The sequence below is a fragment of the Bradyrhizobium sp. 63_E2_N1_3 genome (assembly GCF_052076005.1).
GTDB classification, from domain to species: domain Bacteria; phylum Pseudomonadota; class Alphaproteobacteria; order Rhizobiales; family Xanthobacteraceae; genus Bradyrhizobium; species Bradyrhizobium barranii.
Genome location: NZ_CP197235.1, coordinates 5,741,090 through 5,753,599 on the forward strand (window position 1 = coordinate 5,741,090; position 12,510 = coordinate 5,753,599).

The window sequence follows — 12,510 nt, forward strand, 5'->3', positions numbered from 1 at the left end:
ATATAGGCCAGATTTCGGCTATCTCCGCATCAAGAACGGAGACACGCCATGTACATCCCGCCCGCCTTCAAGGACGACGACATCGAGAGCATCCGCGCGACCATCCGCGGCGCCCGGCTCGCCAGCCTCGTGACGGCGACCAGCGAAGGTCCGGTCGCCACGCCCCTGCCGCTGTTCCTCGACGAGAGTGAAGGCGAGCACGGCGTGCTCTATGGGCATGTCGCCAAGGCCAACCCGCAATGGAAGCTCCCGCCGATCGGCGATGCGCTCGCCATCTTCAACGGCCCCGACGCCTATGTGACGCCGTCCTGGTATGCGACCAAGCAAGAGACGGAAAAGGTGGTGCCGACCTGGAATTACGTCGCCGTGCACGCCTATGGTCCGGTGGAATTCTTCCAGGAGCCGGAGCGCCTGCTCGAGGCCGTGACGCGGCTGACGAACAGGCACGAGGGCGCGCGCGCAAAGCCGTGGGCCGTCAGTGATGCCCCCGCCGATTTCATCGCCGCGCAACTGCGCGGGATCGTTGGCGTCCGCATTCCCGTCGTGCGGTTCGAGGGCAAGCGCAAGATGAGCCAGAACCGCCCCGAGGCCGATCGTGTCGGCGTCGCGCAAGGTCTTGCGGCAAGCGAGGACGCGCATGATCGCGAAGCTGCCGCCCTGATCCCGCTTCCGGTCTGAGAGAGCGGGATTCTCGGTGCTGAGAGGCTTCACCGAGAGTCTCCGTGGACCATCAGCTTGCGCAGGAATGCGCGACGACGCGCTCGCCCCTCACAACGGCTTCCGCCAGTTTGCGCCCGACGTCACCGAAATCCGATAGGGCAAGATAGCCTTGCGCGTAGGCTTCCTGCGTCAGGCGTTCGAAGCGCTTGTCGTCTCCGGTCGACCATTGCTTGGCGATGTAGTCTGCCCCGGCTTTCCCGAAAATCTTGGGGTAGTGTTCCATGTCGTTCTGACGACGATAATAGTAGTAGTCGATATGGGCGACGAATTGCTTCCGCCCCTCTCCCGCGCAACGCGATCCATAAGGGCGCTCGAACGCCAGAGCGGTCTCGCGGCGCAAGCCTGCGCGACCGTCCACGAAGATCTCTTCGTTGGAACCATAACCCGGACCATCGACCGGTGCTGCTGGTCGCTGGGCTGTCTTCTGCGGAGCGAATGCCCAGGCGGCGACCTGCCAGATGACAAGCGCCCAGACGATGAACCAGGCGCGGCTCATTTGAAGCTCGCCGACGCCTGCTGCCGTGGCAGGCATACCGGAGACGGATCAAACAACATACCAGGCCCGGTGAACCAGAGAACGACGTCGCGGATATCCTCCGGGAAGTCTTCCTTGACGATGCCCTTTTGTTTGAACGCCTCGGCCAGCTGCGCCTTGACGCGAACGTCCAGCGGCGTGGAATACGCGGCGTTCGCCCGATCGCGCTTCTCTTCACTGCAGAACATGCCCATTCTCGGATTTGGGCAGTCGTAGATCTTCACCCAGCCCCGCGCATAGGCCTCCGTAGCCGCCCTCAGGTTCGCCTTCATGGTGTCGTCGCACGGCGACATCGCGTAAGCGGTGCTTGCCTGCAATGCGTCCATCCGCAGTGCGTCTTGCTTCGGGTCCTTGTCGCTTTGCAGGGTGTGCTCCGCTTCCCAATCCTTCCGCTGCTTGGCCTTTGAATGCTCATCGCCGAACGAGGAACTGAGCGTGGGCCTCAATTCACCGACCAGCGAAACGTGCGACACCGGAAATCCGCGAATCGCCCAGGAGACGCCCACGAACGTGGAGACGAACGCCATGCAGGTGAAAAGAACAAATCGGCTCATGATGCGCACTCAAAATTCGCGCGCAACCTAACCGTGTCGGCGTTAAGAGACGTATTAATGCGCGGGTTCCCGCAATGCAGGGTAAATGAACGTCTAAAACACGCCGCAGAAATGATCCGGACTTTGCAGAACACATCGCCGGGGAACCCAACACAGGCGATCTTGTTGGTGAACCTTACGCCACATCCTGACAGGAAGGCCGCATGTGCCGCTGGATCGCATACCGGGGCGAGACCACCTCGTTCGAGCCTTACGTCACCGAGCCCGAGCATTCGCTGATCGCGCAGAGCATCCGCTCGCTGCAATCCACCGCGGGCTCGAACGGCGACGGCTTTGGTCTCGGCTGGTATGGCGAGCATCCGGAGCCCGGCCTTTACCGCGAGACCCGTCCGGCCTGGTCGGACGAAAACCTGCGCTACCTCTGTCGCCATCTGCGCTCGCATCTGTTCTTCGCCCATGTGCGCGCCGCCACCGGCACGGCGGTGACGCGGCAGAATTGCCATCCGTTCGCCTGCGGCCAGTGGATGTTCATGCACAACGGCTTCGTCGGCAGCTGGAATCGCCTGCGGCGCAAGGTCGAGGCGCTGATCCCCGATGCCTACTACCCCTCGCGGCTGGGCACGACCGATTCGGAAGCCGTGTTCCTCGCCATGATGGGCGCGGGACTCGACAGCGATCCACTTGGCGCAACGCAAGCCGTGCTGCAATCGCTGGTCGGCCTGGTCAACGAGGGCGAGCTTCGTGAGCGCCTGCGCTTCACCAGCGCGATCGCAAACGGCCGGGATCTCTATGCGTTTCGCGTCGCGGTCAACGATGCCGCCAACACGCTCTATTATCGCGAGGCCGGCGGCGGCCAGGTCGTCGTCGTGTCCGAGCCGTTCGACAAGGAAACGGACTGGACGGAAGTTCCGCCGAATCACGCGCTGGTCGCGCGCGCGTCCGAAAACGTGAAAATTGTTCCGTTCGACGTTGCAATTTCCGGTGGGTCCGACGCGGAACCGGCCCGCGTCATGCGGATTATTGCCCGCAGGTAATACCACTGCCGGGTGGCCCTATGACATTTGCTTCAGACGTTTTGAAACTGCTGCGCCTCGATTCCTCCGATGACAAGCAGCACCTCGTCATCCGCTCTGCCGGCGGACGCGGCAAGGCGGCTGAATATTCCTTCGGCATCGAGGAGGAATACTTCCTCGCCGATCGCCGCAGCTTCGAGGTCGCGATCGAAACGCCCAACGCCCTGTTCGAGTCGGTGAACTGGTCCACCGGCGGCCAGGCGATGCGGGAGATGCTGCAATCCCAGCTCGAGGTTGCCACCAACGTTCACGTCGATGTCAATGACGCCCGGGAAGAGCTGCGGTTCCTCCGCCGCGAGGTCGCCAACGTCGCCGCGCAATACGGCTTCGTCATCATGGCCTGCGGCACGCATCCGACCGCGGTCTGGCGGATGTCGCAGCCGAGTCCGAAGCCGCGCTACGAGGAGATGATCGAGGATCTGCGCAGCATCGGCCACCGCAACATGATGTGCGGCATGCATGTGCACGTCCAGCTGCCCGATCCCGAGAAGCGGATGGCGGTGATGCGGGCGATGCTGCCGCATCTGCCGCTGTTCATCGCGCTGTCGGCCTCCTCCCCGTTCTGGAATTCCCACAAGACCGGGCTGAAGGGCTACCGGCTTGCCGCCTATTCCGAGCTGCCGCGCACCGGCTTGCCCGAACTGTTCGAAACCAGGCACGACTACGACGAATATGTCGGCGCGCTGCAACGCTCCGGCGTGATTCCCGACGAGAGCCATATCTGGTGGGCGATGCGGCCGTCCATGAGGCATCCGACCCTCGAGCTTCGCGCGCCCGACACCTGCACTTTCATCGACGACGCCGTTGCCATCGCCTCGCTCTATCGCTGCCTGACGCGCCATCTTTATCTGCGGCCGCATCGGTCGAAGGAGGTCACGGTGGTCGAACGCGCGATTGCGGTCGAGAACAAATGGCGGGCCCAGCGCTACGGCACCGATTGCATCTTTGCCTCGAAAGACGGGCCGGTCACCATCTCGGAGCTGCTGGCCCGGATCATCGACGACGTCGCCGGGGACGCAGCCGCGCTGAACTGCGCCGCCGAGGTCGAGCACTGCCGGACCATCGTGGAGCGCGGCAGCTCGGCGGAATTCCAGCTTCGCGCCTATCGCGAGAATGCGGAGGACATCGGGGCGGTCTCGCGCTGGATCGCAGCCTCGACGATCTCGGGCGCGAGCGCTCCGATCGGAAGCGTTCGTGCGCCGTCATAGCGCCCGCGCAAGCTTGGCGAACGACAATGTCGCTCCTGAATTCGGTGATCGTGGAGGAACGCGTGAATCGCGTCACGTCTTGCGCTGGCTGCGGCCACGGACTTGTACCGCTGCTTTCGGCCAAGGGCCGCGCGGAGCTCAGCTGCCTCTGGTGCGAAGGCATCGACGCGCGAACGGTGGACATGGCGAAGTGGGCGGACAGCCCCATCGGCAAGCCCGAGCGGATCACACGTCAGCCGTTCGAATGAGCGGTTGCGCATGCCCGGCCGCCGGCCTTTGCTGATCGACGCGACCTGCGCGGCTGCACGATCGCACCAGGGCTTGCCGACAAATTAGACAAGACGCACCCCGTCGCCGGGGTTGCGGGCTCGGCGATGTGGCCCAGGCAAGGCAGCCTGACCTGCCGTCTAACCTCAGGTGCAATCTCGATTTTTCATCGCGCCGTGCGGAGCCGCCGAGCCCGCGCATCGTGCTGCATCCCGACTGGCCCAGAATTCGCAAGGCAGCGTCAGGCCTGATTCCCTGCTCCCACGAATTGGCGCAGCAAGATGCGTGCGCCCGGAGACCGGATGAGCGGCAAAGATCGGAGAGTGCCATGAACGTGCATGCCGCCGGCGATCTCAAATTTACCGGCCTCACCCATCCGAACGGCGCGCCACTGCGCCTCAACGCTCAGGATTTCGTGGCGATCGATCGCGACAGGAACGCCAGGTTCGAAGCGACGTACCGGCCGCAAGCCCTCTACAACCGCGCGAACGAGGGCTTCCACGCCAACAACGAAACCTTCCTCCTGCACGAAGTCGCGACGAACCTCCCGATCTACCGCCCGGACACCGGCCCCACCGATTTCCATCTTCATCTTCCGCCAGGCGGCTTTCAGCTCGTGCTGGTCACCTCGGGCGCCTTCACCTTCGACTACGACGGGCGCTTCTACAATGTCGGCCCCGGTGCGGTGATGTTGCAAAGCGCGATCGTCCACCGCCAGCTGTTCTACACTTGGTCGGGACTGTCGACCGAAGAAAACCTGAAGACGCCGCAGACCGTGGTACCCGATCCGATCTCGATGGGCTACTCTGGCAAATTCCTCGAAGCCTTCGTGACCGATCCGACGACCTTTCCGAACCCGACGATCGTCGGTCCGGACCAGATCAACGAGGCCGAGACGCCGCGCGTGGCCTGGAGCCACCCGCTGCACAACCGGCCGGCCGACGCGGGCTTCTGGCTTCAGGATCCCCTCGCGCTGGACGCGCTGTTCAAGCCACTCGTCGACGGTCCGATCAAATCGGCCTTGCCGGTGTACGTGCGCGACATCGGCATCGAAGTGCCGAGCGGCCATCTCGTCACCGGCCACATCATCGCAACCGACCCACCCGGCCAGTCGCTGCTGCCCAAGAGCACGTCGATCGCCGCGGACCCGACCTGTTTCGCCAAGGGCGAGGTCGTGATCTATCGCGTCATTCGCGGCACAGCCGAGTTCAAGAAAAGGTCCGGCGAGGCATTTGAACTCTCCGCCGGCGATGTGGTGACGGCAGGCAAGGGCTCGATCAGCCTTGTCGGCCTCGGCGAAAACACCCAGGTCCTCAGGCTCGGCCTGCTGAAGGGCATGAACGAGCTTCGCGGCTGGACGCCGACGCAGCGCGACGAGATCGACGGCCTCGCCGGCCAGATCATCACGCAGAAGGACATCCGTCCCCTGCGCACCGAGGGCAAGCCGGTCGGGTATCTGTACGCGTAGCCGCGCAAAAAAGACGACCCGCCGAAGCGGGCCGTCGCGATCTCATTTGGCGCATGAACTTTAGCGCACTGATCCACTATAGAGCTGCCGCTCCTTGCGAACTTCGTCCGCGCCGTAGGGCTTGCTGGCGGGATCGAACGACTTCCATCCGGTCTTCTGCCAGGCCGCGCTGCGGTCACGCAAATTGACGGACGACTCGTTCAGGACCGCGTCAAGGCGGGATCGATCGGCATCTGCGACCCGCGCCGACACCAGCGTGCCTCCCCGACGCACGCCCTCGGCGTAGGAGTCCGCATCTTCCCGCGAAATGCCGGCCTCAGTCATCGCTCCGACGACACCGCCGGTGGCGGCTCCGGCGGCCGCGCCGACCGCGGTGGCGGCGAGCCAACCGGCTGCAACGACGGGTCCGAGGCCGGGGATTGCGAGAAGGCCGAGACCGGCGAGAAGGCCGGCAGTGCCACCCACGCCCGCACCGATGCCGGCGCCCTTGCCGGCACCTTCGGCGCGGTCGTCGACGCCATCGCGGTCACGGTCTACCTTCTTGTCGGTGTTGAACCAGCTGTCCGAATTATTGGCGACGATGCTGATGTCCGAATGCGGCACGCCGGCAGCTTCGAGACGCTGAACCGCCTGCTGCCCAGTGCTGTAGTTGTCGTAAAGACGAGAAATTGTAACGGTCATTGTGTGTCCTTCTTATTTGCTTAATGGCTTACTTGGCCGAATTGACGTTGCCTTGAAAGTCGACGCTGACCGCGGTGGCAGATCCACCCTTGCTGGCATGGCCGCGCCAAACACCGTTGTCGTCCTTCTTCAGTTCGGTGACGTTGGCGTAGCCGGCATCCTCGATCTTCGACTTGGCTTGTCCTTCGGTGAAACTGTTGCGACCTGCGACAGGAGCGTCGGAGTTGTTTTGCCCCGCGCTGTTGACCGCGCTGTTGTTCGGTCCGGACTGCGCCGGTGGATTTTGTGCCGAGGCCGGAGCAGCTGCGAAGGCGGTGGCCGCCGCGAATAAAGAAATGCAAACGATAAACGATGGGCGCTTCATGATGGTCTCCAGTGTCTAAGGAGTGATCCAAGCCCCCATCAGAGCTTTAGTTCCTACGTCTCGCGCTTTGACATCTCCTTCACGCTCAGGTTCTGAAGAATATCATCCACGTCATCACCATGAGGATGACTGCAAGTCCCACACTCACACCCAGCAGCATCAACACGCTGGGACCGAGCTCGCCTTGGCGCGCTTCGAGCGCAGTCTCAACGATGCGGCCGCTCTTGTCTCGATCCATGTCATCTGGTCCTTGCATTCCGGGGAAAGGTGACCGTTTGCCTGCGTCAGACCCGGCAGTGCTGCCCACGCCAAATCGTCCATGGGTCTCAATCGGACCCTTGGTGGTTCGTTACTATTGGCAAACGGTGAAAGCTCGGGCTCGAGATCTGCGCTGGCTATCCAGGCAAGCGGCGTCCCGGAGCGGTCAGACAGGAGTTGATATCGGCAGCCATCTTGTTCCGGTGTGCCTTGCTCAGCAGCGCATCCCGCTCTGGGCCGGGTTCAAGGTGCGAGGCCTCTTCACGCAGCCTCAGTGCATCAGCTGCGAGACGCTCGGCAAGTGAATCCGCCTGACGCACGCGGTTGCGCTTCTCATTCATGACGAACGCCCCTGCGTTGGCATCGGAATCAAATCAGCGCTTTGCGGCTGCGGTCGCGAGACCGGCGGCGTCGCGCCATCGAGCCACTCCTGCGTCTCCGCGAGAGCGAGCCAGGCATCGCCCATGCTCCTGAACTGCTTGCGCGCCGCGTCGTTGGCAGCGGTGTCTTCCAGCGTCAGGCAGTGCCCGGCATTCTGCCGAAGATGCTCGGACTGGCTCAATTGGATATCAGTGCTGCTCGTGGCATCGGCAGAGGTCTGCCAGGAGTTCTTGCACACAGGGCACCGCCACTGATTGACGAAGTTCCCGGTGGGCAAGTAGGTCGCATGCAAGGGAGCCGCCACTATTCGCCCGCAGGCGGTACAGCCGTTGGGCCGTTGTGACGGGGATTGCTGTGTCTCGTCCTGAACCGCTTTCGCGCTCCAGCGGCGATCGAACTTGCGGCAGAGATGCAGGGGATAGGAGATAACGTTCAATGCGCGCCTCCGGTTGTGGCGGGAGCGCGGCAGCGTCTCTCTGTCACCGGCGCCTGTCATGTCTGTGCGGGTGATATCCTGGATATGGTGTCGCAAATGACATTCACCAGTGCGCGGCCCCGAGGAACCACGCCTTTACCTCCGATCTACGGCATTTTCCGACTGCTGGCTGCATCGATTGGATTAGGAACATCTCTCCGTCCCTCCTGTTGCGTCTGCACGACATGATCCGTGAATGCGCATGCCGGGAGGTCCGGACCAGCACTGTTCCGGGTCCCAAGAAGGCGAAATCGATCCCTGCTCGATGGTGCTGATCCGGTCTCCGAACCGCACCCGCGACGCACGGAAATCTCCTCCAGCAAGAATCCGGCGCCATCGCGGTCGTGATGCGACCAAGGGCGTCAATGCGGAAGCGTCCCTTCCCCACTCTCCAACAGCTGGCCGCAGTCAGCGAAAGTGTCACATGCGCATACTGAAAAAACGTTCGCCATCTTTGGCGGCCACGGCCCTTCATGCTCTCGCAGAACATCCCTTGGCCTCCACGATTGCCGCGACGGCCGGCCTGCTCGCAGCGGCCGCGTTCGTCAATCGGCGCCTTGCCGACAAGGCGCAGCGTGATAATCCGCCCCAAGGGCGGTTCATCGACATCGACGGTGTTCGGCTGCACTATGTCGAGCGCGGGTCCGGACGCCCGCTGGTTCTGCTCCATGGCAATGGCAGCATGATCCAGGATTTCGAGTCGAGTGGCCTGATCGATCTTGCAGCCAAGGACTATCGGGTCATCGTGTTCGACCGTCCCGGCTTCGGGCACAGTCTGAGGCCGCGCAACGTGGTGTGGACGCCGGCCGCCCAAGCCGACCTTTTCAAAGACGCGCTTGCGCACCTTGGCGTCGACAAGGCGATCGTGCTCGGACATTCCTGGGGCGCATCGGTTGCGATCGCCCTGGCAAGCAGGCACCCCTCATTGGTCGAAGCCTTGATACTGGCGTCGGGCTATTATTTCCCGACGGCCCGCACCGACGCGATGATGGCGATGGCCGGGCCGGCGATACCAGGGTTTGGCGACATCCTCAGTCACACGATCTCGCCGATCCTCAGCCGCCTGATGTGGCCGACGATGCTGCGGCAGCTGTTCGGGCCCAAATCCGTCCCGGAAAAATTCGACGGCTTCCCCAAATCACTGGCGGTGCGTCCGTCGCAGCTTCGTGCGGGTGCCGCGGAAGCGGCGTTGATGGTCCCTTCTGCGATGCTGTCGGCGAAGACTTACGGCGAATTGGCCATGCCGGTCACCATCCTGGCCGGCGAGGACGACCGCCTCATCGACATCGACGAACAGTCCGGCAGGCTGCATGACGAGATCAAGCACAGCAAGATGCGTCGCGTCCCGAATGCGGGTCACATGATCCAGCAATCGGATACGGCTGACCTGATGGCCGCTGTCGACGAAGCCGCGGCGGAAACGCTGCATTGAGCCACCTGATTCTCCCGAGAAGCATCTGGTCGCGGCACGATCCGAATTAGGAACGTCCAACACAGCGCTCAGTTGGCCCCGGTATCTCCTGTAGTCAAAGGTCTTTCCATGTATCATCACGTCAAAAAGCTCATGTTCACAGTCCGGGTCGACGAGCCCGATCCCCGGTTCGGCAATATGCTGCTGGAGCAATTCGGTGGCGCCAACGGCGAGCTTGCGGCCGCCATGCAGTATTCCATTCAGGGTCTCAACTGCGAGGATCCCGACCGTAAGGATCTCCTCATGGATATTGGAACCGAGGAGTTGAGCCACCTTGAGGTCGTCGGATCGCTCGCGCGGCTGCACTTGAAACCCATGAAGTTCGATCGCGAAGCGGCGGAAGCCGATCCCTTGATCGCGATTGCCGGAGGCGGCGGTGTCAATCTGTTCAACTCGCAAGGCAGTGCCTGGACGGCGGACTATCTCAAGATCACCGGAGAACTCGACGTCGATCTGCGCAGCAACATCGCCGCAGAAGCTCGGGCCAAGATCGTCTATGAGCGCCTGATCAATTTCTGTGATGACGCCGGCACCAAGGACGCCTTGCAATTCCTGATGACACGGGAAATCACCCACATGAAGGCGTTCTCACGCGCGCTGGAAAGCATGAACAAGCCCACGTTCAGCATCGGCCGCATCGCTCCGACGCCCGGTCTCGTGGACCAGTTCTTCAACGATTCGACAGGGTCCGGCGACAATGGAGAAATCGACACAAGAGGTCCCTGGAATGAAGGCGAGGACTGGGTGTTCATGGAATCACCGGCACTCCAGAGCGGCGATCCCGGCGCAGCGCCTTCCATCGTTGCCGAAAGCTCGCCATCGGAACCGTCCGTTGGCCTTGACGACCTGCTGATCGATCAGCTGCGGGATCTCCTGCACGCGGAGAAGCAGTTGACCAAGGCATTGCCTCAGATGATCGAGGCTGCCCGCTACGACCAGCTCTCCGAGCTGTTCACCGTTCACCTGGCCGAAACCGAAGCGCAGATCGAGCGTCTCGACGAGTGCTTCGAACTTCTTGGGAAGAAGCCGCGCGCCAAGGCTTGCAAGGGCATGCAGGGGCTTGTCGAGGAAGGCGACGAAGTGATCAAGGAGGGCGCCAGGAAGGACGATGCCGCTGCGGATCTCGCGTTGATCGGTGCGGCACAGCGTGTCGAGCACTACGAGATTGCCGGCTACGCGACCGCCCGCAACCTGGCGCAGCAGTTGCGTCACACCGCCGTCGTCGCGCTGCTTTCCAAGAATCTGGCGGAGGAAGAGAACGCGGACCAGTTGCTCAATCAGGTCGCACGTTCGTTGATGTCGGTTGCGAAGATGCCCGCCGCCATCGAGCAGACCTTCGCCGAGGATGAGCCCGCCGGAGGCTAGGTCGGCCTTGAACCATTGACCACAAGGCAACGCGGCCCCTGCAGGGGCCGCTGCGCCACCACAGCCGGAAAGGATCTAGCATGCCCCCGAAGATCAAAGAACATACCTGCCCGCTGTGCAATGGAACCGGCTTTCCCAAATCCAAGGAGCCAACGCACCCGGGTCGCAAGATCTATCCAGTCAAATGCGAGTCCTGCCAAGGCAAGGGCAAGATATCGGAGATGACGTGACGTGATCTCAGTGCTTTGAGGTCGCGCTAAAGGCCGGTCCTACTCCGCCGCCTGCCGTACATGCCGCGCCGTCGGCGTGCGCATGGTGACCAGCTCTTCGGCCGCGGTCGGATGCAGCGCGATCGTCGCGTCGAAGTCGGCTTTGGTCGCCTTCATCTTCACCGCGATCGCGACCACCTGGGTGACCTCGGCGGCGCAATCGCCGACGATGTGGCAGCCGAGCACGCGGTCGGTCGAGCCATCGACGACGAGCTTCATCAGCACGCGGGTGTCACGGCCGGACATCGTCGCCTTGATCGGGCGGAACGTCGTCTTGTAGATGTCGACGTGGCTGAATTGCGCACGCGCCTCGGTCTCCGTCAGACCGACCGTGCCGACCTCCGGCTGCGAGAACACCGCGGTCGGAATGTAGGAATGATCGACCTGCACCTCGCGCTTGCCGAACACGGTGTCGGCAAACGCATGCCCCTCGCGGATCGCAACCGGCGTCAGATTGTGCCGGTGGGTGACGTCGCCGATCGCATAGATGTTGTCGACCGAGCTCTTCGAGAAATGGTCCACCGCGATGCCGCCATTCTCGGGGTTGATGGCGACGCCGGCCTTCTCCAGGCCGAGATTGGCGACCGACGGATGGCGGCCGATCGCGAACATCACCTGGTCGGAAGCGAGGCTCGAGCCGTTCGACAGATGCGTGGTAAATTCCTCGCCGTGCCGATCGACCTTCGCCACCGTGCAGCCGGTGAGAATGGTGATGCCCTGTTTTTCCATCTCGCTGCGGACGTGGGCGCGAACGTCCTCGTCGAAACCGCGCAGGATGTTGTCACCGCGATAGATCACGGTGACGTCGGAGCCGTAGCCGGCGAAGATGCCGGCGAATTCCAGCGCGATATAGCCGCCGCCCTGGATCACGATCCGCTTCGGCAGCTTCTTCAGATGGAACGCCTCGTTGGAGGAGATCACGTGCTCGATGCCGGGGATCGAGGCGCCGTGGTTGGGCGCGCCGCCGGTGGCGATCAGGATGTATTTTGCGGTGATCTTCCGGTCGTTCTCGAGCAGGCGGACGGTGTGCTTGTCCTCGATCACCGCGCGACTCTTGACGACCTGCGCGCCCGACTTCTCGACATTCGTCGTGTAGGCCGCTTCCAGCCGCGCGATCTCCTTGTCCTTGTTGGCGATCAGCGTCGGCCAGTCGAAGGTCGCGGGCGGAACGGTCCAGCCGAAACCGGCGGCATCTTCCAGCTCGTGACGGACATGCGAGCCGATCACGAACAGCTTCTTCGGCACGCAGCCGCGGATCACGCAGGTCCCGCCCATGCGGTACTCTTCCGCGATCATCACACGCGCACCGTGGCCGGCCGCGATGCGGGCGGCACGCACGCCGCCCGAGCCGCCGCCGATGACAAAGAGGTCGACGTCGAATTCAGCCATTGTCCACTCCGACCTCTTCTTTCAGCGCATGA

At 62.9% G+C, this 12,510-nt stretch carries 15 protein-coding genes; 7 read left to right on the forward strand and 8 right to left on the reverse strand.

Annotated features, from left to right (window positions below):
• Positions 1–48 precede the first annotated feature (48 nt).
• Complete coding sequence (locus AB7531_RS27760) at positions 49–678, forward strand: FMN-binding negative transcriptional regulator (protein WP_063984011.1); 630 nt, start codon at positions 49–51, stop codon at positions 676–678.
• A 52-nt stretch (positions 679–730) separates the two neighbouring features.
• On the opposite strand, the gene AB7531_RS27765 is transcribed toward AB7531_RS27760, so the two are convergent.
• On the reverse strand, positions 731–1,216 hold the full coding sequence (locus tag AB7531_RS27765; protein WP_231144580.1) for a hypothetical protein: 486 nt from the start codon (positions 1,214–1,216) through the stop codon (positions 731–733).
• A complete protein-coding gene (locus tag AB7531_RS27770; RefSeq protein ID WP_231144579.1) occupies positions 1,213–1,809 on the reverse strand; it encodes a hypothetical protein in 597 nt (198 codons plus the stop codon). Before AB7531_RS27770 ends, AB7531_RS27765 begins: the two co-directional genes overlap by 4 nt.
• Positions 1,810–2,012: 203 nt before the next feature.
• Between AB7531_RS27770 and AB7531_RS27775 the strand changes: the two genes are divergently transcribed.
• The 4 genes from AB7531_RS27775 (at position 2,013) to AB7531_RS27790 (ending at position 5,825) form a co-directional block, all read left to right on the forward strand.
• The gene (locus tag AB7531_RS27775) at positions 2,013–2,843 is read left to right on the forward strand and encodes a class II glutamine amidotransferase (RefSeq protein ID WP_063984013.1); all 831 of its coding nucleotides are present in this window, start codon (positions 2,013–2,015) and stop codon (positions 2,841–2,843) included.
• A gap of 20 nt (positions 2,844–2,863) precedes the next feature.
• A complete protein-coding gene (locus AB7531_RS27780; protein WP_063984014.1) occupies positions 2,864–4,090 on the forward strand; it encodes a carboxylate-amine ligase in 1,227 nt (408 codons plus the stop codon).
• A gap of 26 nt (positions 4,091–4,116) precedes the next feature.
• Positions 4,117–4,338 carry a hypothetical protein gene (locus tag AB7531_RS27785; RefSeq protein WP_175618061.1) on the forward strand — a complete coding sequence of 74 codons (222 nt, stop codon included), beginning with the start codon at positions 4,117–4,119 and terminating at the stop codon, positions 4,336–4,338.
• 347 nt (positions 4,339–4,685) lie between these two features.
• Complete coding sequence (locus AB7531_RS27790; RefSeq protein ID WP_231144578.1) at positions 4,686–5,825, forward strand: glucuronate isomerase; 1,140 nt, start codon at positions 4,686–4,688, stop codon at positions 5,823–5,825.
• A gap of 60 nt (positions 5,826–5,885) precedes the next feature.
• On the opposite strand, the gene AB7531_RS27795 is transcribed toward AB7531_RS27790, so the two are convergent.
• The 5 genes from AB7531_RS27795 to AB7531_RS27815 all read right to left on the reverse strand — a co-directional run bounded on the left by AB7531_RS27795 (position 5,886) and on the right by AB7531_RS27815 (position 7,945).
• Positions 5,886–6,506 carry a hypothetical protein gene (locus tag AB7531_RS27795; protein WP_063984015.1) on the reverse strand — a complete coding sequence of 207 codons (621 nt, stop codon included), beginning with the start codon at positions 6,504–6,506 and terminating at the stop codon, positions 5,886–5,888.
• 28 nt (positions 6,507–6,534) lie between these two features.
• A complete protein-coding gene (locus AB7531_RS27800; protein WP_063984016.1) occupies positions 6,535–6,870 on the reverse strand; it encodes a hypothetical protein in 336 nt (111 codons plus the stop codon).
• A gap of 85 nt (positions 6,871–6,955) precedes the next feature.
• Complete coding sequence (locus AB7531_RS27805; protein ID WP_187387736.1) at positions 6,956–7,108, reverse strand: hypothetical protein; 153 nt, start codon at positions 7,106–7,108, stop codon at positions 6,956–6,958.
• A 157-nt stretch (positions 7,109–7,265) separates the two neighbouring features.
• Entirely contained in the window at positions 7,266–7,469 is a 204-nt protein-coding gene (locus tag AB7531_RS27810) for a hypothetical protein (RefSeq protein WP_063984017.1), read from the reverse strand.
• Positions 7,466–7,945 (reverse strand): hypothetical protein, encoded by a 480-nt coding sequence (locus AB7531_RS27815; protein ID WP_155795277.1) that lies wholly within the window; start codon positions 7,943–7,945, stop codon positions 7,466–7,468. The genes AB7531_RS27810 and AB7531_RS27815 overlap by 4 nt, the downstream gene beginning before the upstream one ends.
• Before the next feature lie 463 nt (positions 7,946–8,408).
• Between AB7531_RS27815 and AB7531_RS27820 the strand changes: the two genes are divergently transcribed.
• On the forward strand, positions 8,409–9,416 hold the full coding sequence (locus tag AB7531_RS27820; RefSeq protein ID WP_063984018.1) for an alpha/beta fold hydrolase: 1,008 nt from the start codon (positions 8,409–8,411) through the stop codon (positions 9,414–9,416).
• Between the two features lie 108 nt (positions 9,417–9,524).
• Complete coding sequence (locus AB7531_RS27825) at positions 9,525–10,820, forward strand: DUF892 family protein (RefSeq protein ID WP_063984019.1); 1,296 nt, start codon at positions 9,525–9,527, stop codon at positions 10,818–10,820.
• Between the two features lie 269 nt (positions 10,821–11,089).
• Here AB7531_RS27825 and gor read toward each other — a convergent pair whose 3' ends face one another.
• Entirely contained in the window at positions 11,090–12,478 is a 1,389-nt protein-coding gene (gor, locus tag AB7531_RS27830; RefSeq protein ID WP_063984020.1) for a glutathione-disulfide reductase, read from the reverse strand.
• Positions 12,479–12,510: the final 32 nt, after the last annotated feature.

Excerpts from the sequence above, each read along its gene's own strand:
- AB7531_RS27780 (WP_063984014.1), top strand. The coding sequence starts at position 2,864 with ATGACATTTGCTTCAGACGTTTTGAAACTGCTGCGCCTCGATTCCTCC.
- AB7531_RS27825 (WP_063984019.1), top strand. The coding sequence starts at position 9,525 with ATGTATCATCACGTCAAAAAGCTCATGTTCACAGTCCGGGTCGACGAG.
- AB7531_RS27810 (WP_063984017.1), bottom strand. The coding sequence starts at position 7,469 with ATGAATGAGAAGCGCAACCGCGTGCGTCAGGCGGATTCACTTGCCGAG.
- AB7531_RS27765 (WP_231144580.1), bottom strand. The coding sequence starts at position 1,216 with ATGAGCCGCGCCTGGTTCATCGTCTGGGCGCTTGTCATCTGGCAGGTC.
- AB7531_RS27800 (WP_063984016.1), bottom strand. The coding sequence starts at position 6,870 with ATGAAGCGCCCATCGTTTATCGTTTGCATTTCTTTATTCGCGGCGGCC.
- AB7531_RS27785 (WP_175618061.1), top strand. The coding sequence starts at position 4,117 with ATGTCGCTCCTGAATTCGGTGATCGTGGAGGAACGCGTGAATCGCGTC.
- gor (WP_063984020.1), bottom strand. The coding sequence starts at position 12,478 with ATGGCTGAATTCGACGTCGACCTCTTTGTCATCGGCGGCGGCTCGGGC.
- AB7531_RS27820 (WP_063984018.1), top strand. The coding sequence starts at position 8,409 with ATGCGCATACTGAAAAAACGTTCGCCATCTTTGGCGGCCACGGCCCTT.
- AB7531_RS27760 (WP_063984011.1), top strand. The coding sequence starts at position 49 with ATGTACATCCCGCCCGCCTTCAAGGACGACGACATCGAGAGCATCCGC.
- AB7531_RS27795 (WP_063984015.1), bottom strand. The coding sequence starts at position 6,506 with ATGACCGTTACAATTTCTCGTCTTTACGACAACTACAGCACTGGGCAG.
- AB7531_RS27790 (WP_231144578.1), top strand. The coding sequence starts at position 4,686 with ATGAACGTGCATGCCGCCGGCGATCTCAAATTTACCGGCCTCACCCAT.
- AB7531_RS27805 (WP_187387736.1), bottom strand. The coding sequence starts at position 7,108 with ATGGATCGAGACAAGAGCGGCCGCATCGTTGAGACTGCGCTCGAAGCG.
- AB7531_RS27775 (WP_063984013.1), top strand. The coding sequence starts at position 2,013 with ATGTGCCGCTGGATCGCATACCGGGGCGAGACCACCTCGTTCGAGCCT.
- AB7531_RS27770 (WP_231144579.1), bottom strand. The coding sequence starts at position 1,809 with ATGAGCCGATTTGTTCTTTTCACCTGCATGGCGTTCGTCTCCACGTTC.